At 61.9% G+C, this 22,625-nt stretch carries 19 protein-coding genes and 1 tRNA gene; 18 read left to right on the forward strand and 2 right to left on the reverse strand.

The window, feature by feature from the left end:
* The 15 genes from NKI32_RS31055 to NKI32_RS31125 all read left to right on the forward strand — a co-directional run.
* Positions 1–84: EF-Tu C-terminal domain-related protein (locus tag NKI32_RS31055; protein WP_455749504.1), on the forward strand; the 84-nt coding region annotated here is incomplete at its 5' end.
* 149 nt (positions 85–233) lie between these two features.
* Complete coding sequence (locus tag NKI32_RS31060) at positions 234–1,868, forward strand: COG3904 family protein (RefSeq protein WP_353005166.1); 1,635 nt, start codon at positions 234–236, stop codon at positions 1,866–1,868.
* Between the two features lie 200 nt (positions 1,869–2,068).
* Positions 2,069–2,551: a group II truncated hemoglobin gene (locus NKI32_RS31065; RefSeq protein WP_023823284.1), complete on the forward strand. Its 483-nt coding sequence runs from the start codon at positions 2,069–2,071 to the stop codon at positions 2,549–2,551.
* A gap of 160 nt (positions 2,552–2,711) precedes the next feature.
* Positions 2,712–2,787: transfer RNA gene (locus NKI32_RS31070), tRNA-Trp, on the forward strand.
* A gap of 428 nt (positions 2,788–3,215) precedes the next feature.
* Positions 3,216–3,680 (forward strand): Hsp20 family protein, encoded by a 465-nt coding sequence (locus tag NKI32_RS31075; RefSeq protein ID WP_352917058.1) that lies wholly within the window; start codon positions 3,216–3,218, stop codon positions 3,678–3,680.
* 73 nt (positions 3,681–3,753) lie between these two features.
* On the forward strand, positions 3,754–4,221 hold the full coding sequence (locus NKI32_RS31080; protein WP_023725782.1) for a hypothetical protein: 468 nt from the start codon (positions 3,754–3,756) through the stop codon (positions 4,219–4,221).
* 487 nt (positions 4,222–4,708) lie between these two features.
* Positions 4,709–4,912: a preprotein translocase subunit SecE gene (gene secE, locus NKI32_RS31085; RefSeq protein WP_023667439.1), complete on the forward strand. Its 204-nt coding sequence runs from the start codon at positions 4,709–4,711 to the stop codon at positions 4,910–4,912.
* 27 nt (positions 4,913–4,939) lie between these two features.
* Positions 4,940–5,467 carry a transcription termination/antitermination protein NusG gene (gene nusG / locus NKI32_RS31090; RefSeq protein ID WP_006333333.1) on the forward strand — a complete coding sequence of 176 codons (528 nt, stop codon included), beginning with the start codon at positions 4,940–4,942 and terminating at the stop codon, positions 5,465–5,467.
* 172 nt (positions 5,468–5,639) lie between these two features.
* Positions 5,640–6,068 carry a 50S ribosomal protein L11 gene (rplK, locus tag NKI32_RS31095; protein ID WP_006333334.1) on the forward strand — a complete coding sequence of 143 codons (429 nt, stop codon included), beginning with the start codon at positions 5,640–5,642 and terminating at the stop codon, positions 6,066–6,068.
* A gap of 4 nt (positions 6,069–6,072) precedes the next feature.
* Positions 6,073–6,771 (forward strand): 50S ribosomal protein L1, encoded by a 699-nt coding sequence (gene rplA / locus NKI32_RS31100; protein ID WP_023667438.1) that lies wholly within the window; start codon positions 6,073–6,075, stop codon positions 6,769–6,771.
* A gap of 374 nt (positions 6,772–7,145) precedes the next feature.
* Positions 7,146–7,664: a 50S ribosomal protein L10 gene (rplJ, locus tag NKI32_RS31105; protein WP_023667437.1), complete on the forward strand. Its 519-nt coding sequence runs from the start codon at positions 7,146–7,148 to the stop codon at positions 7,662–7,664.
* Between the two features lie 54 nt (positions 7,665–7,718).
* A complete protein-coding gene (gene rplL / locus NKI32_RS31110) occupies positions 7,719–8,096 on the forward strand; it encodes a 50S ribosomal protein L7/L12 (protein ID WP_023667436.1) in 378 nt (125 codons plus the stop codon).
* A 248-nt stretch (positions 8,097–8,344) separates the two neighbouring features.
* Positions 8,345–12,481, forward strand: coding sequence for a DNA-directed RNA polymerase subunit beta (gene rpoB / locus NKI32_RS31115; protein ID WP_023686024.1), 4,137 nt, complete (start codon positions 8,345–8,347; stop codon positions 12,479–12,481).
* A gap of 147 nt (positions 12,482–12,628) precedes the next feature.
* A complete protein-coding gene (rpoC, locus tag NKI32_RS31120) occupies positions 12,629–16,825 on the forward strand; it encodes a DNA-directed RNA polymerase subunit beta' (protein WP_023667434.1) in 4,197 nt (1,398 codons plus the stop codon).
* 79 nt (positions 16,826–16,904) lie between these two features.
* Complete coding sequence (locus NKI32_RS31125) at positions 16,905–17,570, forward strand: O-methyltransferase (RefSeq protein ID WP_353005170.1); 666 nt, start codon at positions 16,905–16,907, stop codon at positions 17,568–17,570.
* Between the two features lie 46 nt (positions 17,571–17,616).
* Here the strand turns inward: NKI32_RS31125 and NKI32_RS31130 are convergent, their stop codons facing one another.
* Positions 17,617–18,552 carry a Gfo/Idh/MocA family protein gene (locus NKI32_RS31130; RefSeq protein WP_353005172.1) on the reverse strand — a complete coding sequence of 312 codons (936 nt, stop codon included), beginning with the start codon at positions 18,550–18,552 and terminating at the stop codon, positions 17,617–17,619.
* A 106-nt stretch (positions 18,553–18,658) separates the two neighbouring features.
* Positions 18,659–18,940, reverse strand: a complete 282-nt coding sequence (locus NKI32_RS31135) for a transcriptional regulator (protein WP_023740279.1) — start codon at positions 18,938–18,940, stop codon at positions 18,659–18,661.
* A 495-nt stretch (positions 18,941–19,435) separates the two neighbouring features.
* Between NKI32_RS31135 and rpsL the strand changes: the two genes are divergently transcribed.
* The 3 genes from rpsL to fusA all read left to right on the forward strand — a co-directional run bounded on the left by rpsL (position 19,436) and on the right by fusA (position 22,475).
* The gene (gene rpsL, locus NKI32_RS31140) at positions 19,436–19,807 is read left to right on the forward strand and encodes a 30S ribosomal protein S12 (RefSeq protein ID WP_006333356.1); all 372 of its coding nucleotides are present in this window, start codon (positions 19,436–19,438) and stop codon (positions 19,805–19,807) included.
* A gap of 76 nt (positions 19,808–19,883) precedes the next feature.
* Positions 19,884–20,354 carry a 30S ribosomal protein S7 gene (gene rpsG / locus NKI32_RS31145; RefSeq protein WP_008875664.1) on the forward strand — a complete coding sequence of 157 codons (471 nt, stop codon included), beginning with the start codon at positions 19,884–19,886 and terminating at the stop codon, positions 20,352–20,354.
* A gap of 30 nt (positions 20,355–20,384) precedes the next feature.
* Positions 20,385–22,475 (forward strand): elongation factor G, encoded by a 2,091-nt coding sequence (gene fusA / locus NKI32_RS31150; protein WP_023667430.1) that lies wholly within the window; start codon positions 20,385–20,387, stop codon positions 22,473–22,475.
* The last annotated feature ends 150 nt before the right edge of the window (positions 22,476–22,625 follow it).

Genomic DNA, 22,625 nt, shown 5'->3' on the forward strand with positions numbered 1-22,625 from the left:
GCCATGGAAGAGAAGCTGCGCTTCGCCATCCGTGAAGGCGGCCGCACCGTCGGTGCCGGCATCGTCGTCACCATCAAAGAGTAATCGAGCCCGGCATCGCCGGATCGAAACGGATAGGGGCGGCCCTCGGGCCGCCCCTTTTTCGTTGGCCAGATGTGCCTGTTTTGGGGTCCCAATCTCTGTTGCAAGTCTGTGAGCCTCTACAGTATAGATTGCATTGAGGGCTTGGTCGGATGGTTCCACAGCACCGTTTGAATAGTCGGTCATGGTGGGCACTGGGGCTGATCTGCCTGGTGTCGATGTTTGCCATGGGCACTGCCGCCTTGGCGGCCGAGACAAAAAATTCAGAGCCGGATCCGGATCCGCCGATGCGGTTCGTCGTCGTGCGCAGCGACGCGGCGGGCTGTGAGCCGAGCTGTCCGGAATGGATATCGGCCGAGGGTGCGATATCGGCCAAGTCGCCGGCGCTGCTCAAGGCTGCCCTGAAAACGCTCGGCGGCCGCAAATTGCCGATCGTCATCAACTCTCCCGGCGGCGATGTCGATGCAGCCATCGCCATGGGCCGGATGATACGCAAGAACAAGCTCGACATCGCGGTCGGCAGGACCTGGTTCGTCGGCTGCGAGCCAGGGGTGAAAAACTGCAAGGAGAACGACGCCAGAGGCGCGCACTATATCGGCAGCCCCTATGTGCTCGGCAGCTATTGCGCATCCGCTTGTCCAATGATGCTGGCCGGCGGCACCAGGCGCCTGGTCGGGCCGCTGGCCTATCTCGGCGTCCACCAGATCACCACCACGATCGTGCAGATGAACGTGCAATATCAGGTCCGCTACCGGATCGTGAAAGGCAAGAAGCGGGTCATCAGCAAGAAGGTCGTCAGCCGCAAGAACACCCGCAGCTACAAGACCTACGAGATGAGCAAGGGGGTGGAGCGCAAGCTGTCCGCCTATTTCAAGGAGATGGGTGTCGACCTCAGCATTATCGAGACGATGAAGAGCACGCCGGCCAGCGACATCCAGCAGATCGACCTCAGCGACATGCTGACAATGAAGCTGGTCACCAGCGAAGACGCTGCAGATCTGCTGACCAGCGCAAGCCTGTGCAGGCTGGACCTTCCGGCTCCGAATTGCCGGGAAATACCGGAGAACAAGCCAGCCGGCGGCCTGCCGGACGTGGCAAAGGCTGCGCCGCTGCCGGTGAAGCCGGAGAGCGCACCGCACGATGACGGCATGCGCTTTGTCGTGGTTCGCGGCAGCAACCCGCTCTGCAATCCCGACTGCCCGGAATGGATTGCAGCGCAAGGCGCGATTACGCCCGAGACGCCGCAGAAACTCAGCCAATTGCTCGCCACGCTTGGCAACCGGCGGCTGCCGGTGGTGATCAGCTCGCGAGGCGGAGACCTCTCCGGCGCCCTGGCGGCGGGGCGGCTTATCCATGAAAGGAAGCTCGACGTTGCCGTTGCCCGCACCGATTTCGTCGGCTGCGACCCGGCAGAGTGGAATTGCCTGGCCAAGGACGGCGCCTATGCCGGACTGAGCGTCGATGGCGACGGCGACTGCGATTCGGCCTGCGCGCTCATGCTGGCCGGTGGCGCCAGACGGCTTGTTGGTTCCCAGGCGCGGCTCAGCCTCTATCTGATGGGGCAAAAGCAGGCGGTCAGGTCCTACCTCGACGAGATGGCGATCAGCCCCGCTTTGTTCAGGGCGCTCCAGGGCAGTTCGGTCGAGCGTCAGCTCGAACCCGACATGATGCTGAAGGTCGGCCTGACGACCGGGCGCCAGTCGGTGGATGCGCTGACGGGGTCCAGCATCTGCAAATCGGCGCCGAAACCTGAGAATTGCCGCGTGGTGCCGTCGTCCAATGGCTGATCGTGCCCTATCGTCATGGAAGCGAAAGGAGTCGGATGGGCGTGCTGGAGCCGAGGAAGGCGACGCCGGCAAGCGACATCACGCCGAATCGCCCGCCAAATTTTAGGGCGGCGGGTTCACACTCGCCATCGAGGCAGGTTGAGCCATGCCCGATTTCTCCGCTATCGTCGTGGCAGGCGTCGCCCGGGGGAGGATCGAGAATGAGCCAGGATATCCCGACACTCTACGAATGGGCCGGCGGCATCGAAGCCCTCAATCGGCTGACGGAAACCTTTTACGACAAGGTGTCCCGCGACCCGGTGGTCGGCCCGGTGTTCAAACACATGTCGCCGGATCATCCCGCGCATGTCGCGGCCTTTATCGGCGAGGTTTTTGGCGGGCCGAAGACCTACAGCGAGAAATTTGGCGGTCACCGCGAGATGGTCATGCATCATCTCGGCAAGCATTTGACGGAGGAACAGCGCCGCCGCTGGATCAGCCTGCTTGCCGATGCCGCCGATGCGGTCGGGTTGCCGGACGATCCCGAATTCCGCTCCGCCTTCATCGGCTATGTCGAATGGGGATCGCGGCTGGCCAAGATGAACTCTGCCCTCGGCGAGACTTGCGACCCGCAGACCGAACCGATGCCGGCCTGGGGCTGGGGTGTGCCGGGCGGACCGTACAAGCCTCCGGCCGGGGGCTGAGCGCCGGCATGCGGCTTCAGGCAGGCGAAAAATCGAGATCGGCAGGGACGGGCTGGTCATCACCTATCCGGATTTCCGGCAAAGGATCTGAAAGCGCGTCAGACAACTCTTTACAGCGCGCCCGGAAGCTTTTAGGAAGCGCCTGCGCTGAAACGCGCGTACGGGCATAGCTCAGTTGGTAGAGCGGCGGTCTCCAAAACCGCAGGTCGTAGGTTCGAGCCCTGCTGCCCGTGCCATTTTCCTCGTTGGAATCCGGCATTTTAGAAACGCCTTGTTTTGGCTCCTCGTTTGGTTGGGCTGAAGCCGCGTACTCGACGAGGGACGTTCCGAAGGCATGCGCAGAGCGAGAGCGCTGATGCGCAATGCCGAAGTCGGCGTATTTCCACGAACCGATTTCCTTGATTCAACTGCCATTGGCGAGCCAATTGCCATTTGCGTTCACAATTCAGAATAGGCCTATTTTGCTGCCGCCGGCCGCTTTTCAGCGGCTGCGAATTATTGGAAGCGGGATGCTGGCCTGGCTTCTGAAATTTTCTGAACAGGGCTCTTGAACCCGTTTTCGGCCCTTCCTAATTCGTTTCCCGCCGAGGCCGATTGGCTTGGCAAAAGGCGGCGCTGCTGGGCGGCGCCCTTGTACCCATGTTGCTTCAAGGAGGATGTGGCTATGAGAACCTTTGATACTCTCTATCGGACCACCGTCGGTTTCGACCGGCTTTTTGACATGCTCGACAGCGGCACGCGTCCGGACTGGCCGCCCTATAACATCGAGAAGGTCGACGAGAACGATTACCGTATCTCGATGGCCATCGCAGGCTTCAGCCAGGATGAGGTTGAGCTGACCCAGCATGGACCCGAACTGGTCGTGGTAGGCCAGAAGGTTGATGACCAGAGCGGACGCCAGCTGCTGCACCAGGGCATCGCCTACCGCAGTTTCAGGCAGACGTTCAAGCTTGCCGACCACATGAAGATCAAGGCAGCAAACCTTGAGAAGGGTCTCCTGACCATCGACATCGTCCGTGAGATTCCCGAAGAGCTGAAGCCGCGCCGCATCAGCATCGGGGCCGGCGACGCTCAGGTGGGCGGCAAGCAGATCGCCCAGGATACGGAACGCACCCGCAAAGCGGCCTAATCGTACCGATTCAGTTATCCCTGCGGTCCGCCTCCCGGCTTCGGCCGGGAGGCCCAGATTGCGGAGAATGGAGATGGACAACTTCTACGAGACACCGACACTTTCTGCGGCACGCTCGGGCAAAATTGAAACTTCTTTGTGCCTGCTCGACAATCCAGACAACGTCATCAACCATCCACGCCTCAGTCGTGGAGAAAAGCGGGCACTGCTTTCCTCGTGGGCGTCCGATGCCTGCGCGGTGGAAAACCAGCCTGCCTTGCGCCGCCTGGACAACGGCACGGTAATCCCTGTCGACCAGATTCTGAGGGCGTTGAAGGCTCTGGATGAGAAACCCACGCTGGGGAAAGAGACTTCAGGCCGGGTGCTGCCTTGGCGACCCTCCTCGCGCCGCAGCGTTCTCAAAGCTTGGCGGCATAGTGGCCGTTCTTTCGGCCCCGACGATGACGACGACCCGCCCCCGTGCCCGGCAGTGATCGCGCCGCGCCCACGCCCACCACGCGGAATCGGCGCAGTGGCCGGGGTCGAACTCGCCTGCGCCTGAGCTAACCTTGGGTTGATCCAGCTGCCTCGGCATGGGCAGCTGGATTCCAATCTTGCGTGCGCTTCATTTGGTTTCCAAAACAGCAGGTCGCAGGTTCGTCCGCAACGCCATTTCCTCGAACTTGTAATCACGTGCCTGATTTCCGGATGCACCCCTGGAATGGGGTCTGCATTGAAAAACGGCAGGTGGCTTGCCATATTGGGCGAACTGAGGCATAAGGCCCCGATAGCCGGGACGGGACGACTGGATGGTTCCGAGGCGGCGTTTGGTCATAAAACGGACACTTGCCACTTGCGTGGATCAAGAATCGGTTTTATGTAGACACAACAGACACGCGACGCGTGGAGCTGGGAAGCCGGCTTTACGCGTCCGATTTGCATGGGCGAAATGGCGCTGATTCGGCGCCGACTTGAACCCAGGCGGCACGTCCCGGCCAGCGGGATCATCCAGGAGACCCGGCCAACGGGTCTTGAAGACAGAGCGGCATATGGCTTCGAAAACCACAAATCCTTTCGTCTTTCTCCAGCAGGTCCGCGCGGAGACTGCCAAGGTGACTTGGCCGTCGCGCCGGGAGACGATGATCTCGACGGTGATGGTGCTCGTATTCGCGGTCATCGCGATGATCTTTTTCTTCACCGCCGACGTGGCCATGGGCTACGCGATCGAGCGGTTACTGAGCCTCGGCCATTAAGTCCGGCGATTACGGAGAAGTCTTGAAATGACCGCGCGCTGGTACATCGTCCACGCCTATTCGAACTTCGAAAAGAAGGTCGCCGAGGACATTGAAAACAAGGCCAAGCAGAAGGGCCTGTCCGCCGATATCGAGCAGATCGTGGTGCCGACCGAGAAGGTCGTCGAGATCCGCCGCGGCCGCAAGGTCGATGCCGAGCGCAAGTTCTTTCCGGGCTATGTGTTGCTCAAGGCCAATCTGACCGATGCGGTGTTCTCGCTGGTCAAGAACACGCCGAAGGTCACCGGCTTTCTCGGTGACTCCAAGCCGGTGCCGATCACCGAAGCCGAGGCGCAACGCATCCTGAACCAGGTTCAGGAAGGCGTCGAGCGGCCGAAGCCCTCGGTCACTTTCGAGATCGGCGAGGCGATCCGCGTTTCGGATGGTCCGTTCGCCTCGTTCAACGGTTTCGTCCAGGAAGTGGACGAGGAGCGGGCGCGGCTCAAGGTGGAAGTTTCGATCTTCGGGCGCGCCGTGCCGGTCGATCTGGAATTCGGACAGGTCGAAAAGGGCTGATCCGAAAACCCTGCGCCGGTTCGCCGGCAAGGGGAGGCGGCGCGGAAAGCGCGCGGCCATGAACGGGTGGGAGGCGAATGCGGCTTTAGCCGGCTGCGCGGACCGCACCACCAGACTGCAACCGCCGGTGTTCCCGATACTGGGGCCGGCATGAGATAAAGGCAGGAAAGAGATGGCTAAGAAAATTGCAGGCCAGCTCAAGCTCCAGGTCAAAGCGGGATCGGCTACGCCGTCTCCGCCGATCGGCCCGGCACTTGGTCAGCGCGGCATCAACATCATGGAATTCTGCAAGGCGTTCAACGCGCAGACCCAGGAAATGGAAAAGGGATCGCCGATCCCGGTCGTCATCACCTATTACCAGGACAAGTCCTTCACCTTCGTCATGAAGACGCCGCCGGTGAGCTACTTCCTGAAAAAGGCGGCGAACTTGACGTCAGGTTCGAAAGAGCCGGGCAAGATCAAGGCCGGCACGATCGGCCGCGACAAGGTGCGCGCCATCGCCGAACAGAAGATGAAGGATCTGAACGCAAACGACGTCGAGGCGGCCATGCGCATGGTCGAGGGCTCCGCCCGCTCGATGGGTCTGGAAGTGGTGGGCTGAGATCATGGCAAAGATTGCAAAGCGTGTATCGAAGTCCCGTGACGGCATCGACCCCAACAAGGCCTATGCCCTTGGTGAGGCGCTGAAGCTGCTCAAGGACCGTTCGACGGTGAAGTTCGACGAGACCATCGAAGTTGCGATGAACCTCGGCGTCGACCCGCGCCATGCCGACCAGATGGTCCGCGGCGTGGTCAACCTGCCGAACGGCACCGGCCGCTCGGTCCGCGTCGCCGTGTTCGCACGTGGCGGCAAGGCCGATGAGGCTCGCGCCGCCGGCGCCGACATCGTCGGTGCCGAGGATCTGGTCGACATCGTCCAGAAGGGCACGATCGACTTCGATCGCTGCATCGCCACGCCGGACATGATGCCGCTGGTTGGCCGTCTGGGCAAGGTGCTCGGCCCGCGCGGCATGATGCCGAACCCGAAGGTCGGCACCGTCACCACCGACGTCGCCGCCGCCGTCAAGGCATCGAAGGGCGGCGCTGTCGAGTTCCGCGTCGAGAAGGCCGGCATCGTTCATGCCGGCGTCGGCAAGGTCTCGTTCGACGTCAAGGCGCTGGAAGAAAACGTCCGCGCCTTCGCCGATGCCGTGACCAAGGCAAAGCCGGCTGGCGCCAAGGGCAACTACGTCAAGAAGGTGTCGGTCACCTCGACGATGGGCCCGGGCCTCAAGCTCGACGTCTCGACGCTCGCAGCGTCTTGATACGAACATCTGGATCGGCTGCCAACGCGCTGATCCGCAAGTGAATTCCGGGCCTCCGACTTGTCGGCGGCCCGGTACCGGAAGTCGAGAGGCTTCCGGACATCCTGTCCGAGATTGCAGGCGGCCCAGAAGCCTTAATTGAATTGGGCCTGCATGAGACGGGTGAAAACCGGACAACGGAGCGACAAGCTCCAATGAAAGGTTCGAACCGTGTTTGCCTTTTGTCTGCGCATCTCCGGCTTGCCGTCGATGTGGCGAAAGGGGGCAGGATCCTCGAGCGTCGTTCGGGAGATCTGTAATGGATGGCCCGGCCGGCAAAAAGGCAACCCGACGCCTGTCCCACTAGCGGGGCAGGGGTCAACTGGAGATAGGCAGTGGACAGAGCGGAAAAACGCGAACTCGTCACGGGCCTGAATGGTGCTTTTGCAGGCGCTGGTTCAGTCGTCGTGGCCCACTACGCCGGTATCACCGTCGCGCAAATGAACGACCTTCGGTCGAAAATGCGCGCTGCCGGTGGCACCGTCAAAGTCGCGAAGAACCGTCTCGCCAAAATCGCTCTTCAGGGCACGGACTCCGCATCGATCATCGACCTGTTCAAGGGACAGACGCTGATCGCTTATTCGGAGGATCCGATTGCGGCGCCGAAGGTCGCGTCCGATTTCGCCAAGGGAAATGACAAGTTGGTCATTCTCGGCGGCGCAATGGGCACCACCTCGCTCAACGCCGACGGTGTGAAGGCACTCGCCACACTTCCGTCGCTCGATGAGCTGCGCGCCAGGCTGGTTGGCATGATCGCCACGCCGGCAACCCGGATCGCCCAGATCGTCAATGCGCCAGCGGCTTCGGTCGCGCGCGTCATCGGCGCTTACGCCCGGAAGGACGAGGCGGCATGAGGCCGTTCCTCGCTATCACAAACACACGTTCGAACCTGATGAAGGAATACAACAATGGCTGATCTGGCAAAGATCGTAGACGACCTTTCGAAGCTGACCGTCCTCGAGGCGGCCGAGCTGTCGAAGCTTCTGGAAGAAAAGTGGGGCGTTTCGGCTGCTGCTCCGGTGGCGGTTGCCGCTGCCGGCGGCGCTGCCGCTGCTGCTGCTCCGGCTGAGGAAAAGACGGAATTCGACGTCGTCCTCACCGAGGCAGGCGCTCAGAAGATCAACGTCATCAAGGAAGTCCGCGCCATCACCGGCCTGGGCCTCAAGGAAGCCAAGGATCTGGTCGAAGCAGCTCCGAAGCCGGTCAAGGAAGCCGTTTCCAAGGCTGACGCTGAGAAGTTCAAGGCCCAGCTGGAAGCAGCCGGCGCCAAGGTCGACCTGAAGTAAGCGTAAAAGCGGCGGGCGGCCTCGCGCCGTCCGCCACTCCCTTCATCAGAGGGGAGGATGCGTAGCGCGAGATGTACGAGAACCTCTTTCCTGAGGGCCGAAACCGGCCTTCAGGAAACGGGTTTTCTCCCGTTTTAGCCGTCGCCGCCAGGCGGCGGGAAACAGATCAGGGGCCGCCGCCGAGGTGGCCGCGCATGCAAGGTGAGCCGCGGCGAGGCTCGCCCCGAGTTTATAGCTAAGGAGCGACGATGGCCCAGACCCAGACTTTCAATGGCCGCAGACGCGTACGCAAATTCTTCGGAAAGATTCCGGAAGTTGCGGAGATGCCGAACCTGATCGAGGTTCAAAAAGCATCCTATGACCAGTTCCTGATGGTGGCGGAGCCCAAGGGTGGGCGTCCGGACGAGGGACTGCAGGCCGTTTTCAAGTCGGTTTTCCCGATCTCCGATTTCTCCGGCTCCTCGATGCTGGAGTTCGTGAAGTACGAGTTCGAAGGACCGAAATTCGACGTTGACGAATGCCGTCAGCGCGACCTGACCTATGCCGCGCCACTCAAGGTGACGCTGCGCCTCATCGTGTTCGATATCGACGAGGATACCGGCGCAAAGTCGATCAAGGACATCAAGGAGCAGGACGTCTATATGGGCGACATGCCGCTCATGACGCTCAACGGCACCTTCATCGTTAACGGCACCGAGCGCGTCATCGTCTCGCAGATGCACCGTTCGCCGGGCGTCTTCTTCGACCATGACAAGGGCAAGTCGCACTCCTCGGGCAAGCTTCTGTTTGCTGCACGCGTCATTCCCTATCGCGGTTCGTGGCTCGACATCGAATTCGATTCCAAGGACGTCGTGCACGCCCGCATCGACCGCCGCCGCAAGATTCCGGTGACGTCGCTCTTGATGGCGCTCGGCATGGACGGCGAAGAGATCCTGTCGACCTTCTACAACAAGATCACCTACAAGCGCGCCGGCGACCACTGGCGCATCCCGTTCAACGTCGAGCGTTTCCGCGGCCTCAAGGCCGTTGGCGACCTCGTCGATGCCGACACAGGCGAAGTTGTCGTCGAGGCCGGCAAGAAGATCACCGCCCGCCAGGCAAGAGCGCTTGGCGAAAAGGGTCTGAAGGCGATCAAGGCGACCGACGAGGATCTGCTCGGCAATTACCTGGCCGAGGACATCGTCAACTACGGCACCGGAGAGATTTTCCTCGAAGCCGGCGACGAGATCGACGAAAAGACGCTGAAGGTGCTGCTCGGCACGGGCGAAAGCGAGATCAAGGTTCTCGACATCGACCACGTCAATGTCGGCGCCTACATCCGCAATACGCTCAACGTCGACAAGAACGAGAGCCGCCAGGACGCACTGTTCGACATCTACCGTGTCATGCGCCCGGGCGAGCCGCCGACGCTTGAAACCGCCGAAGCCATGTTCAACTCGCTGTTCTTCGACTCGGAGCGCTACGACCTGTCGGCCGTCGGCCGCGTCAAGATGAACATGCGCCTCGAGCTCAAGGCTGAGGACACCGTGCGCGTGCTGCGCAAGGACGACATCCTGGCGGTGGTCAAGACGCTGGTCGAACTGCGCGACGGCAAGGGCGAGATCGACGACATCGACAATCTCGGCAACCGCCGCGTGCGTTCCGTCGGCGAGCTGATGGAGAACCAGTACCGCGTCGGCCTGCTGCGCATGGAGCGCGCGATCAAGGAACGTATGTCCTCGATCGAGATCGATACGGTGATGCCGCAGGACCTGATCAACGCCAAGCCGGCGGCTGCCGCCGTGCGCGAGTTCTTCGGTTCCTCGCAGCTGTCGCAGTTCATGGATCAGACCAACCCACTGTCGGAGATCACCCACAAGCGCCGCCTGTCGGCACTTGGACCGGGCGGTCTGACCCGCGAGCGCGCCGGCTTCGAAGTGCGTGACGTGCACCCGACGCATTACGGCCGCATCTGCCCGATCGAGACGCCGGAAGGCCCGAACATCGGTCTGATCAACTCGCTGGCGACCTTCGCGCGCGTCAACAAGTACGGCTTCATCGAAAGCCCGTACCGCAAGATCGTCAATGGCAAGCTGACCAATGAGGTCGTCTATCTCTCCGCTATGGAAGAGTCTAAGCACCACGTTGCGCAGGCCAATGCCGAGCTCGACAAGAATGGTGGTTTCGTCGACGAATTCGTCATTTGCCGCAGCGCCGGCGAAGTGATGATGGCGCCGCGCGAAAACGTCGATCTGATGGACGTGTCGCCCAAGCAGATGGTGTCCGTGGCCGCGGCGCTGATCCCGTTCCTCGAGAACGACGACGCCAACCGCGCGCTGATGGGCTCCAACATGCAGCGTCAGGCCGTGCCGCTGGTGCGCGCCGAAGCGCCGTTCGTCGGCACCGGCATGGAGCCGATCGTTGCCCGTGACTCGGGTGCCGCCATCGGCGCCCGCCGCGGCGGCATCGTCGACCAGGTGGACGCGACGCGTATCGTCATCCGCGCCACGGAAGATCTCGATCCCGGCAAGTCTGGCGTCGACATCTACCGGCTGATGAAGTTCCAGCGTTCGAACCAGAACACCTGCATCAACCAGCGTCCGCTGGTGCGCATGGGCGACCGCGTCAACAAGGGCGACATCATCGCCGACGGTCCGTCGACCGAGCTCGGCGATCTGGCGCTCGGCCGCAACGTGCTGGTCGCGTTCATGCCGTGGAACGGCTACAACTACGAGGACTCGATCCTGCTCTCCGAGCGCATCGTGGCCGACGACGTCTTCACCTCGATCCACATCGAGGAATTCGAGGTCATGGCCCGCGACACCAAGCTTGGACCGGAGGAAATCACACGCGACATTCCGAACGTTTCGGAAGAAGCGCTGAAGAACCTCGACGAAGCCGGCATCGTCTATATCGGCGCGGAAGTGCAGCCGGGCGACATCCTGGTCGGCAAGATCACGCCGAAGGGCGAAAGCCCGATGACGCCGGAAGAAAAGCTCCTGCGCGCCATCTTCGGTGAAAAGGCGTCCGACGTTCGCGACACCTCGATGCGCATGCCTCCGGGCACCTTCGGCACAGTCGTCGAAGTGCGCGTCTTCAACCGCCACGGCGTCGAGAAGGACGAGCGCGCCATGGCGATCGAACGCGAGGAGATCGAACGCCTCGCCAAGGACCGCGACGACGAGCAGGCGATCCTCGACCGCAACGTCTATTCGCGCCTTTCCGACGTTCTCGTCGGCAAGGAAGCGATTGCCGGGCCGAAGGGCTTCAAGAAGGGCTCGAAGCTGTCGAAGGACACGCTTGACGAGTATCCGCGTTCGCAGTGGTGGCAGTTTGCGGTGGAGAACGAAAAGCTCCAGAGCGAACTGGAAGCCCTGCGTGGCCAGTACGACGATTCAAAGAAGGCGCTCGAGCAGCGCTTCATGGACAAGGTCGAGAAGGTCCAGCGCGGCGACGAAATGCCTCCGGGCGTCATGAAGATGGTCAAGGTCTTCGTGGCCGTGAAGCGCAAGATGCAGCCGGGCGACAAGATGGCGGGACGTCACGGCAACAAGGGTGTCGTGTCGCGGATCGTTCCGGTCGAGGACATGCCTTTCCTCGAGGACGGCACGCATGCCGATATCGTGCTCAACCCGCTGGGTGTGCCGAGCCGCATGAATGTCGGCCAGATCCTGGAAACGCATCTGGGCTGGGCATGCGCGGGCATGGGCAAGAAGATCGGCGAGCTTATCGACGCCTACAAGACGGCTGGAGACATCAAGCCGTTGCGCAAGACGCTCGAGAGCTTCATCCCGGCCAACGACCGCAACGAGCCGGTCCGCGAATATGACGACGAGAGCATCGTTCGCCTCAGCGAGCAGATGCGCCGCGGCGTCTCCATCGCGACACCGGTGTTCGACGGCGCGCATGAAGTCGACATCAACATCATGCTGGAGCAGGCGGGCCTGCACACCAGCGGTCAGTCGCAGCTCTATGACGGACGCACCGGCGAGCCGTTCGATCGCAAGGTGACGATGGGCTATATCTATATGCTCAAGCTTCACCACCTGGTGGACGACAAGATCCACGCGCGTTCGATCGGTCCGTACTCGCTCGTTACCCAGCAGCCGCTGGGCGGCAAGGCGCAGTTCGGTGGCCAGCGCTTCGGCGAAATGGAGGTCTGGGCGCTGGAGGCCTATGGCGCCGCCTACACGCTGCAGGAAATGCTGACGGTGAAGTCGGACGATGTCGCCGGCCGCACCAAGGTCTACGAGGCGATCGTGCGCGGCGACGACACGTTCGAGGCCGGCATTCCCGAGAGCTTCAACGTGCTCGTCAAGGAAATGCGGTCTCTCGGCCTCAATGTCGAGCTGGAGAACACCAAGCTCGACGACAACCCTGTCCGGCTGCCAGATGCTGCCGAATAGGGGCGCGGCCGAGTAAGCAAGACATCCGGTCGCGGAACGCCGCGACCGGATGCAACAAATTCTACGGCCAGTGGGCCGACCACTCAGCGGGCATTTGGCCCGCGTTAGATGCAAGGGGTTTTCGAGGACCCCGAAAAGGAGAACGGCATGAACCAAGAGGTCATGAATCTCTTCAATCCGCAGGCGCCGGCGCAGGTGTTCGATTCCATCCGGATATCGCTCGCCAGCCCTGAGAAGATTCTGTCCTGGTCGTTCGGCGAGATCAAGAAGCCGGAGACCATCAACTACCGCACCTTCAAGCCGGAGCGTGACGGTCTGTTCTGCGCGCGCATTTTTGGCCCGATCAAGGACTATGAATGCCTGTGCGGCAAGTACAAGCGCATGAAGTACAAGGGCGTCATCTGCGAAAAGTGCGGCGTCGAAGTCACGCTGTCGCGCGTTCGCCGCGAACGCATGGGCCACATCGAGCTGGCGGCACCTGTCGCTCACATCTGGTTCCTGAAGTCGCTGCCGTCGCGCATCGGCACACTGCTCGACATGACGCTGAAGGACATCGAGCGCGTCCTCTACTTCGAGAACTACATCGTCACCGAGCCTGGCCTCACCGCGCTGAAGGAGCACCAGCTGCTCAGCGAGGAAGAGTACATGATCGCCGTCGACGAATATGGCGAGGATTCGTTCACCGCCATGATCGGTGCCGAGGCCATTCATGACCTTCTGGCCGGCATGGACCTGGAGAAGATCGCCGGCGACCTGCGTTCGGAACTGGCTTCGACCACGTCCGAGCTGAAGCAGAAGAAGTATCTGAAGCGGCTCAAGGTCGTCGAGAACTTCATGGAGTCCGGCAACCGTCCGGAATGGATGATCATGAAGGTGGTTCCGGTGATCCCGCCGGACCTGCGCCCGCTGGTTCCTCTGGATGGTGGACGTTTCGCGACGTCCGACCTGAACGATCTCTATCGCCGCGTCATCAACCGCAACAACCGTCTGAAGCGGCTGATCGAGCTGCGCGCCCCCGGCATCATCGTGCGCAATGAAAAGCGCATGCTGCAGGAAGCCGTCGATGCGCTGTTCGACAACGGCCGTCGCGGCCGCGTCATCACCGGCGCCAACAAGCGTCCGCTGAAGTCGCTGTCCGACATGTTGAAGGGCAAGCAGGGCCGGTTCCGCCAGAACCTGCTCGGCAAGCGCGTCGACTATTCGGGCCGTTCGGTCATCGTCACCGGTCCGGAGCTCAAGCTGCACCAATGCGGCCTGCCGAAGAAGATGGCGCTCGAACTGTTCAAGCCGTTCATCTACGCCCGCCTCGACGCCAAGGGGTTCTCCTCGACCGTCAAGCAGGCCAAGAAGCTGGTCGAGAAGGAGCGTCCGGAAGTCTGGGATATCCTCGACGAGGTCATTCGCGAGCATCCGGTGCTGCTGAACCGTGCGCCGACGCTGCACCGCCTCGGCATCCAGGCGTTCGAGCCGATCCTGATCGAAGGCAAGGCGATCCAGCTGCATCCGCTGGTCTGCACGGCCTTCAACGCCGACTTCGACGGCGACCAGATGGCCGTTCACGTGCCGCTGTCGCTGGAAGCGCAGCTTGAAGCCCGCGTGCTGATGATGTCGACCAACAACATCCTGCACCCGGCTTCCGGCGCGCCGATCATCGTGCCGTCGCAGGACATGGTCCTGGGTCTCTACTATCTCTCGATCGTCAATCAGAACGAGCCGGGCGAAGGCATGGTGTTTGCCGACATGGGCGAACTCCAGCATGCGCTCGAGACCAAGGCGGTGACGCTGCACTCCAAGATCAAGGGTCGCTTCCGCACGGTCGACGCCGAAGGCAAGGTCGTGTCGAAAATCTACGACACCACGCCTGGCCGCATGATCATCGGCGAACTGCTGCCGAAGAACGTCAACGTGCCTTACGAGACCGCCAACCAGGAGATGACCAAGAAGAACATCTCCAAGATGATCGACACCGTCTACCGCCACTGCGGTCAGAAGGAGACGGTCATTTTCTGCGACCGCATCATGGCCCTCGGCTTCAGCCACGCCTGCCGCGCCGGCATTTCGTTCGGCAAGGACGACATGCTGATCCCGGACGCCAAGATCAAGCTGGTTTCCGACACCGAAGCTTTGGCCAAGGAATACGAGCAGCAGTACAATGACGGCCTGATCACTCAGGGCGAGAAGTACAACAAGGTCGTCGACGCCTGGGCCAAGTGCTCGGAAAAGGTCGCCGACGAGATGATGGCCCGCATCAAGGCCGTCGAGTTCGAGGACAGTGGCCGTCAAAAGCCGATGAACTCGATCTACATGATGTCGCATTCGGGTGCGCGTGGTTCGCCCACCCAGATGCGTCAGCTCGCCGGCATGCGCGGCCTGATGGCAAAGCCCTCGGGTGAAATCATCGAGACGCCGATCATCTCGAACTTCAAGGAAGGCCTGACCGTGCTCGAGTACTTCAACTCGACCCACGGCGCCCGCAAGGGTCTGGCCGACACCGCCTTGAAGACGGCGAACTCGGGCTACCTCACCCGTCGTCTGGTCGACGTGGCGCAGGACTGCATCGTCAACTCCGTGGATTGCGGCACCGACAAGGGCCTCACCATGCAGCCGATCGTCGATGCCGGTCAGGTCGTCGCTTCGGTCGGCCAGCGCGTGCTGGGCCGCACCTCGCTCGACGACATCACGCATCCGGTTTCGGGCGAGGTTCTGGTCAAGGCCGGAACGCTGATGGACGAACGTGACGTGGAAAAGATCGAAAAGGCCGGCGTGCAGTCGGTCCGCATTCGCTCGGCACTGACCTGTGAGGTCAGGATCGGCGTGTGCGCGGTCTGCTACGGACGCGATCTTGCCCGCGGCACCCCGGTCAACCAGGGCGAAGCCGTCGGCGTCATCGCGGCGCAGTCGATCGGCGAGCCGGGCACCCAGCTCACCATGCGTACCTTCCACATGGGCGGTACGGCGCAGGTGGTGGACAGTTCGTTCCTTGAAGCCTCGTATGAGGGCAAGGTCGAGATCCGCAACCGCAACGTGGTGCGCAACTCGGACGGCCAGCAGATGGTCATGGGCCGCAACATGGCGGTGCTGATCCTCGACGAAGCCGGCAAGGAGCGTGCCTCGCATCGCCTTACCTATGGTTCGCGCATCTTCGTGGACGATGGCGACAAGGTGAAGCGCGGCCAGCGTATCGCCGAATGGGATCCCTATACCCGCCCCGTCCTCACCGAAATCGAGGGCAAGGTGTCGTACGAGGATCTGGTCGACGGCATTTCCGTTCAGGAAACGGCCGACGAATCGACCGGCATCACCAAGCGCGAGGTCATCGACTGGCGCTCGACGCCACGCGGCAACGACCTCAAGCCGGCGATCGCCATCCTTGACCCCAAGGGCAAGGTCGGCAAGCTGTCGAAGGGCGGCGACGCCCGCTTCCTGCTCTCGGTCGAGGCCATTCTTTCGGTCGAGCCGGGTTCGCAGGTTCGTCCCGGCGACGTTTTGGCGCGTATCCCGATGGAAAGCGCGAAGACCAAGGACATCACCGGCGGTCTGCCGCGTGTTGCCGAGCTGTTCGAGGCACGTCGTCCGAAGGATCACGCCATCATCGCCGAGATCGATGGCACGATCCGCTTCGGCCGCGACTACAAGAACAAGCGCCGCATCATCATCGAGCCGCATGACTCGACGCTTGAGCCGGTCGAATACCTGATCCCGAAGGGCAAGCCGTTCCATCTCCAGGACGGCGACGTCATCGAAAAGGGCGACTACATCCTCGACGGCAATCCGGCGCCGCACGACATCCTGGCGATCAAGGGCGTGGAAGCACTTGCTTCCTACCTCGTGAACGAAATCCAGGAAGTCTACCGTCTGCAGGGCGTGTCGATCAACGACAAGCACATCGAGGTGATCGTTCGCCAGATGCTGCAGAAGGTCGAGATCACGGTGCAGGGCGACTCGACCTACATTCCGGGCGACCACGTCGACGTGATCGAACTGGAAGAGGTCAACGAGCGCCTGGTCGAGGACGGCAAGAAGCCGGCCGAAGGCCAGCCGGTGCTGCTGGGCATAACCAAGGCCTCGCTGCAGACGCCTTCCTTCATCTCGGCCGCCTCCTTCCAGGAGACGACCAGGGTGCTGACCGAAGCTGCGGTTGCCGGCAAGACCGACATGCTGCAGGGCCTGAAGGAAAACGTCATCGTCGGCCGGCTGATCCCGGCCGGTACCGGCGGCACGATGAGCCAGATCCGGCGCATCGCCACCTCGCGCGACGAACTGATCATCGACGAGCGCCGCAAGGCCTCCGGTGTCGAGGTCGCCGAGCCGATGCTGACCGACATGGTCAACGCCGCGCAGTAAGCGCGGTAGGACGAGAAGAAGGAAGGGGGCCCCAGTGGCCCCTTTTCGCGTTTTGACCCCCAATCGAATCGAGGAAAACATGAGCAAGAAGGTTTGGACTGACGTCGACGACTACATCGTTTCCTCTCTCTTCGAGGCAGATCCCATCCTCGAAGCGGTGCTTGCGGCCAACCGCGACCAGGGCCTGCCGGCCATCGACGTATCGCCGGCGCAGGGCAAGCTGCTGTCGCTGCTGGTCCGCATCAGCGGCGCCAGGAAGGTGCTGGAGATCGGCACGCTCGGCGGCTACTCGACCATCTGGATGGCAAGGGGATTGCCCGTCGGCGGCAAGATCGTGACGCTCGAACTCGAGCCGCATCATGCAAAAGTCGCGCACTCGAATCTCGAGCGGGCAGGGGTGTCGGACAAGGTCGAGCTCAGGATCGGCCCCGCGCTTCAGTCGCTTGAGACGCTGGTTGCCGAAAATGCCGCTCCGTTCAATCTGATCTTCATCGACGCCGACAAGCCGAACAATCCGAATTATCTGTCATGGGCCATGCGCCTGTCGCGGCCGGGGACGGTCATCATCTGCGACAACGTCATCCGCGACGGCACCGTGCTCAACGACGATGGCCGTGACGCGTATGTCGAAGGCGCACGCGGTGCGTTTTCCTTCATCGGCGGCGACAAGCGCCTGGACGGCACCGCCATCCAGACCGTCGGCGCCAAAGGCTATGACGGCTTTGCGATTGCGATCGTCGAGTAAGGCTGCATGGTGAGTGTCCGGACTGCGGTCCGGCAGAACTCATCGCTCAATCGAAGAACGCTTCCACCACATTGCGCTTGCCGAGCATGAAGGCGTCGGCCACGTGCTGCAGGGGTGCCAAATCGACATCGGAGACGCCGGCGGGTACGATTTCAGCGAAGCGCCGGTAAAGCTGGGGATATTCGGCCTCCGGCTCGTCGTGAACCACCTTGCCGTCGATGGCGAGCTTGGTGCCGCCGCCGGACAGCACCATCTTGCCCTTGTCGGTGTCGGCCAGGATGTCCCAGCTCTGTGGTCCCGTCTGCAGCCAGTCGAGCTCCATGGTCACCGGCAACCCATCCGAGGTACGGAAGGTCACGTGGGCCGCCACAGGCGAGGCGCGGTTTTCCGGGAAGTCGAGGACGGCCGAGGTGATGAACATCGCCGGCAGGATGTGGGTTGCGATCGACAGTGCGTTTATGCCGGGATCGAAGACGCCGAAACCGCCCGGCGCCCAGATCCAATCCTGGTTCGGATGCCAGCGGCGGACATCTTCCTTCCAGACGATAGCAGCCGAGTTGACCTTGGCCGCCGCTAGGAAGGCGCGCGCGGCCTCCACTGCCGGCGCGTAGCGCGAATGCCAGCTGGCGAACAATGAAACGCCATTGGCTGCCGCCAGCTGCTTCAGGTCCTCGACCTCACTGACCGTAGCGCCCGGCGGCTTCTCCAGGAAAACATGCTTCTTCGCTATTAGCGCGGTGCGTGCCGCGTCGTAGCGGAACTGCGGCGGCATGCACAGCGACACGGCCTCGAGTTCCGGCACCGCGTCGAGCATCGCCTCGATGGTCGGAAAATTCGGGATGCCGTCCACCTTGCCGTGCCGGCTGGCGGCGGCGATGAGGCGGTAGTCCGCATCCTTGGCCACTGCCGGCAGATGCTGGTCGCGCACGATCTTGCCGACGCCGACGATGCCGAGCTTGATGGGACCATTGTTCGAGGGCATGGGAACTCCGCGGATTCGAATTTGGCTGGTTAAGTCGCCCGGTTCTTAGCAGAGAACCGGTGCCGGGCAAGCCGGCGCGGTGACAGGCGCAAGCAGCCGGCGACGCTCAGAGCGGAACCTCGAACGTAACGATCGACACTTCGCCTTCGAGCGCGCCCTGGAAGGCCGACAGATGCGGCTCCTCGTCGGGTACGCCCTCGATATCGCCGATCTGGTCGAGCTCAGCTTCGGCATAGCCTTCGGCGGCGAGCGATTCGAGCGCCCGGCGCACGGCCGAATCGTCGTCGGGCGCAACCAGCATCACATGGACGCCTTCCGGCTTGCCGCCCTTCTTTTTCCAGACGCGGCCGGTGATGATGGTGACCGGGCGCTCCTCATTGTCGTTCACGGGCTGATTCCTTTTGAGACGGGTGCGGGCGAGGGGATTTGCGCTGTCCATGGCGCCTTTTGCCATGAAGAACCCGCGCATGACAGCCAAAAGCCGGTCACTTTCTTGTCTGCGCGGGTCACTTTCTTCCTCTGCCTTGCAAAATGAAGAAAGAAAATTACATGCGTTTTTCGCATGGCTGCCAAGCCGTCGTCAGCGCGCAATATTTGGCGTGCCGGGGTTGACGGTTCACGGTCTTGCGAGTAGAAGCCGCCCAGTCAGAACCGATGTGAGGCTCTCCCTTCCGAAGCGACACGCCTTGGAGTTTGCCTCAAACAGGGTTCGTTTTACGAGCGAAAAGACATTTCCGGCGCGCATGAAGCGGTTCCCGCTTCCTCTGCATTTTGTTCGGGCAGGACCGCGAGGCGCGGTTTATGGCCCGAATTTGCGTATGGAATTGGCGCTTTGAGCGGCCCTGACCGGGCGAGACACGGAATTGAGAGACAAGAGGGTTTAATGCCTACCGTCAACCAGCTGATCCGCAAGCCGCGCATTGCGCCAGTGAAGCGCAACAAGGTCCCGGCCATGCAGCAGAACCCGCAGAAGCGGGGCGTCTGCACGCGCGTCTATACAACGACGCCGAAGAAGCCGAACTCGGCACTGCGCAAGGTGGCCAAGATCCGCCTGACCAACGGCTTTGAAGTGATCGGCTACATCCCCGGCGAAGGCCACAACCTTCAGGAACACTCCGTGGTCATGATCCGCGGCGGCCGCGTCAAGGATCTTCCGGGCGTGCGCTACCACATCATCCGCGGCGTGCTCGACACGCAGGGCGTGAAGAACCGCAAGCAGCGCCGTTCGAAGTACGGCGCCAAGCGTCCGAAGTAAGGGGCGTCCGAAGTAAGATTTTCCGGCCCTGGCGCTGCTTGAATGCGTCGGGCTACGAGATTGAGAGACAAAAGCCATGTCGCGTCGTCACAGTGCAGAAAAGCGTGAGATCAATCCGGACCCGAAGTTCGGCGATCTGATCGTCACCAAGTTCATGAACGCCGTCATGTATGACGGCAAGAAGTCGGTTGCCGAGACCATCGTCTACGGTGCGCTCGACCAGGTTCAGTCGAAGACCAAGCAGGAGCCGGTCACCGTCTTCCATCAGGCGCTCGACAATGTCGCGCCGCATGTGGAAGTCCGGTCGCGCCGCGTCGGCGGCGCTACCTACCAGGTTCCGGTCGATGTGCGCCCCGAGCGCCGCCAGGCCCTGGCGATCCGCTGGCTGATCGCCGCGGCCCGCAACCGCAACGAGACCACCATGGTCGACCGCCTCTCCGGCGAGCTGATGGACGCGGCTAACAACCGCGGCACCGCCGTGAAGAAGCGTGAAGACACCCACAAGATGGCTGAAGCCAACCGCGCTTTCGCACACTACCGCTGGTAAAGCGCGAACGAGACTGAGAAGGCATCCAAGATGGCCCGCGAATACAAAATCGAAGACTACCGCAATTTCGGTATCATGGCGCATATTGACGCCGGCAAGACGACGACCACCGAGCGCGTCCTCTATTACACGGGCAAGTCGCACAAGATCGGCGAAGTCCACGACGGCGCTGCCACCATGGATTGGATGGAGCAGGAGCAGGAGCGCGGCATCACCATCACGTCCGCCGCCACCACGACCTTCTGGAAGGGTCGCAGCGGCAAGATGTACCGCTTCAACATCATCGACACTCCCGGACACGTCGACTTCACCATCGAAGTCGAGCGTTCGCTGCGCGTGCTCGACGGCGCCATTGCGCTGCTCGATGCCAATGCCGGTGTTGAGCCGCAGACGGAAACCGTCTGGCGCCAGGCCGACAAGTATAAAGTTCCGCGGATGATCTTCTGCAACAAGATGGACAAGATCGGCGCCGACTTCTACCGCTCGGTCGAGATGATCGGCTCGCGTCTTGGTGCGCATGCCGTCGTCATGCAACTGCCGATCGGCGCTGAGACCGAGTTCAAGGGTGTCGTCGATCTCGTCGAGATGAACGCGCTGGTCTGGCGCGACGAGACGCTGGGCGCTGCCTGGGACGTCGTCGAGATCCCGGCCGACCTGCAGGCTCGCGCCGAAGAATACCGCGAGAAGATGATCGAAGCCGCTGTCGAAATGGACGAGACGGCACTCGAGAATTACCTCGAAGGCAAGATGCCGTCGAATGACGAGATCCGCGCGCTGATCCGCAAGGGCACCATCGCGGTCAAGTTCTACCCGATGTTCTGTGGCTCGGCCTTCAAGAACAAGGGCGTGCAGCCGCTGCTCGACGCCGTCGTCGAATACCTGCCGTCGCCGGCCGATGTTCCCGCCATCAAGGGCGTCGACGCCAAGACCGACGCCGAGATCGAGCGTCATGCCGACGACAACGAGCCGCTGTCGATGCTGGCCTTCAAGATCATGAACGACCCGTTTGTCGGTTCGCTGACCTTTGCCCGCATCTATTCGGGCAAGCTGACCAAGGGCATCTCGGTCGATAACACCGTCAAGGGCAAGAAAGAGCGCATCGGCCGCATGCTGCAGATGCATGCGAATTCGCGCGCCGACGTCGAAGAAGCCTTTGCCGGCGACATCGTTGCTCTGGCTGGCCTCAAGGACACGACCACCGGCGACACGCTCAGCGATCCGCTGCACCCGGTCATCCTCGAGCGCATGGAATTCCCCGATCCGGTCATCCAGATCGCCATCGAGCCGAAGACCAAGAACGACCAGGAAAAGATGGGCCTCGCCCTTCACCGCCTGGCCGCCGAGGATCCGTCCTTCCGCGTCAAGACCGACGAGGAAAGCGGCCAGACCATCATTTCGGGCATGGGCGAGCTTCACCTCGACATCATCGTCGACCGCATGCGTCGCGAGTTCAAGGTCGAGGCCAATGTCGGCGCGCCGCAGGTGGCTTACCGCGAGACGATCACCCGCAGGCACGAGCAAGACTACACCCACAAGAAGCAGACCGGCGGTACCGGTCAGTTCGCCCGCGTCAAGATCGTGTTCGAACCGAACCCGGAAAGCTCGGAGTTCGAGTTCGAGACCAAGATTGTCGGCGGTGCGGTTCCCAAGGAATACATCCCGGGTGTCGAAAAGGGCATCAACAGCGTCATGTCGTCGGGTCCGTTCGCGGGCTTCCCGATGATCGGCGTCAAGGCGACGCTTATCGACGGCGCTTACCACGATGTGGACTCCAGCGTTCTGGCCTTCGAAATCGCCGGCCGCGCCTGCTTCCGTGAAGCCGCACCCAAGCTTGGCGTGCAGCTGCTCGAGCCGATCATGAAGGTCGAAGTCGTGACGCCGGAAGACTATGTCGGCAGCGTCATCGGCGACCTGAACGGCCGTCGCGGCCAGATCCAGGGCCAGGAAGCGCGTGGCGTGGCTGTCGTCATCAACGCGATGGTGCCGCTGGCCAACATGTTCAAGTATGTCGACAACCTGCGCTCGATGAGCCAGGGCCGCGCGGCCTACACGATGCAGTTCGATCACTATGAGCCTGTGCCGACCGCGGTCGCCCAGGAAGTCCAGAAGAAATACGCGTAACCCCAGCGGGTTGCATCGGTAACTTAATTCAAGGCCCGTACGGGCGAGCAGATTGGAGACATCACATGGCAAAAGGTAAATTCGAGCGTAACAAGCCTCATGTGAACATTGGCACGATTGGCCACGTCGATCATGGCAAGACGTCGCTGA

Source organism: Mesorhizobium sp. M0761 (genome assembly GCF_040320205.1).
Classification (GTDB): domain Bacteria; phylum Pseudomonadota; class Alphaproteobacteria; order Rhizobiales; family Rhizobiaceae; genus Mesorhizobium.

Coding starts and splice junctions, on each gene's coding strand:
- NKI32_RS31065 (WP_023823284.1), top strand. CDS start 2,069: ATGAGCCAGGATATCCCGACACTCTACGAATGGGCCGGCGGCATCGAA.
- rpoC (WP_023667434.1), top strand. CDS start 12,629: ATGAACCAAGAGGTCATGAATCTCTTCAATCCGCAGGCGCCGGCGCAG.
- fusA (WP_023667430.1), top strand. CDS start 20,385: ATGGCCCGCGAATACAAAATCGAAGACTACCGCAATTTCGGTATCATG.
- rpoB (WP_023686024.1), top strand. CDS start 8,345: ATGGCCCAGACCCAGACTTTCAATGGCCGCAGACGCGTACGCAAATTC.
- rplL (WP_023667436.1), top strand. CDS start 7,719: ATGGCTGATCTGGCAAAGATCGTAGACGACCTTTCGAAGCTGACCGTC.
- rplK (WP_006333334.1), top strand. CDS start 5,640: ATGGCTAAGAAAATTGCAGGCCAGCTCAAGCTCCAGGTCAAAGCGGGA.
- NKI32_RS31060 (WP_353005166.1), top strand. CDS start 234: ATGGTTCCACAGCACCGTTTGAATAGTCGGTCATGGTGGGCACTGGGG.
- secE (WP_023667439.1), top strand. CDS start 4,709: ATGGCTTCGAAAACCACAAATCCTTTCGTCTTTCTCCAGCAGGTCCGC.
- NKI32_RS31130 (WP_353005172.1), bottom strand. CDS start 18,552: ATGCCCTCGAACAATGGTCCCATCAAGCTCGGCATCGTCGGCGTCGGC.
- rpsG (WP_008875664.1), top strand. CDS start 19,884: ATGTCGCGTCGTCACAGTGCAGAAAAGCGTGAGATCAATCCGGACCCG.
- NKI32_RS31125 (WP_353005170.1), top strand. CDS start 16,905: ATGAGCAAGAAGGTTTGGACTGACGTCGACGACTACATCGTTTCCTCT.
- nusG (WP_006333333.1), top strand. CDS start 4,940: ATGACCGCGCGCTGGTACATCGTCCACGCCTATTCGAACTTCGAAAAG.
- NKI32_RS31080 (WP_023725782.1), top strand. CDS start 3,754: ATGGACAACTTCTACGAGACACCGACACTTTCTGCGGCACGCTCGGGC.
- NKI32_RS31075 (WP_352917058.1), top strand. CDS start 3,216: ATGAGAACCTTTGATACTCTCTATCGGACCACCGTCGGTTTCGACCGG.
- rplA (WP_023667438.1), top strand. CDS start 6,073: ATGGCAAAGATTGCAAAGCGTGTATCGAAGTCCCGTGACGGCATCGAC.
- rpsL (WP_006333356.1), top strand. CDS start 19,436: ATGCCTACCGTCAACCAGCTGATCCGCAAGCCGCGCATTGCGCCAGTG.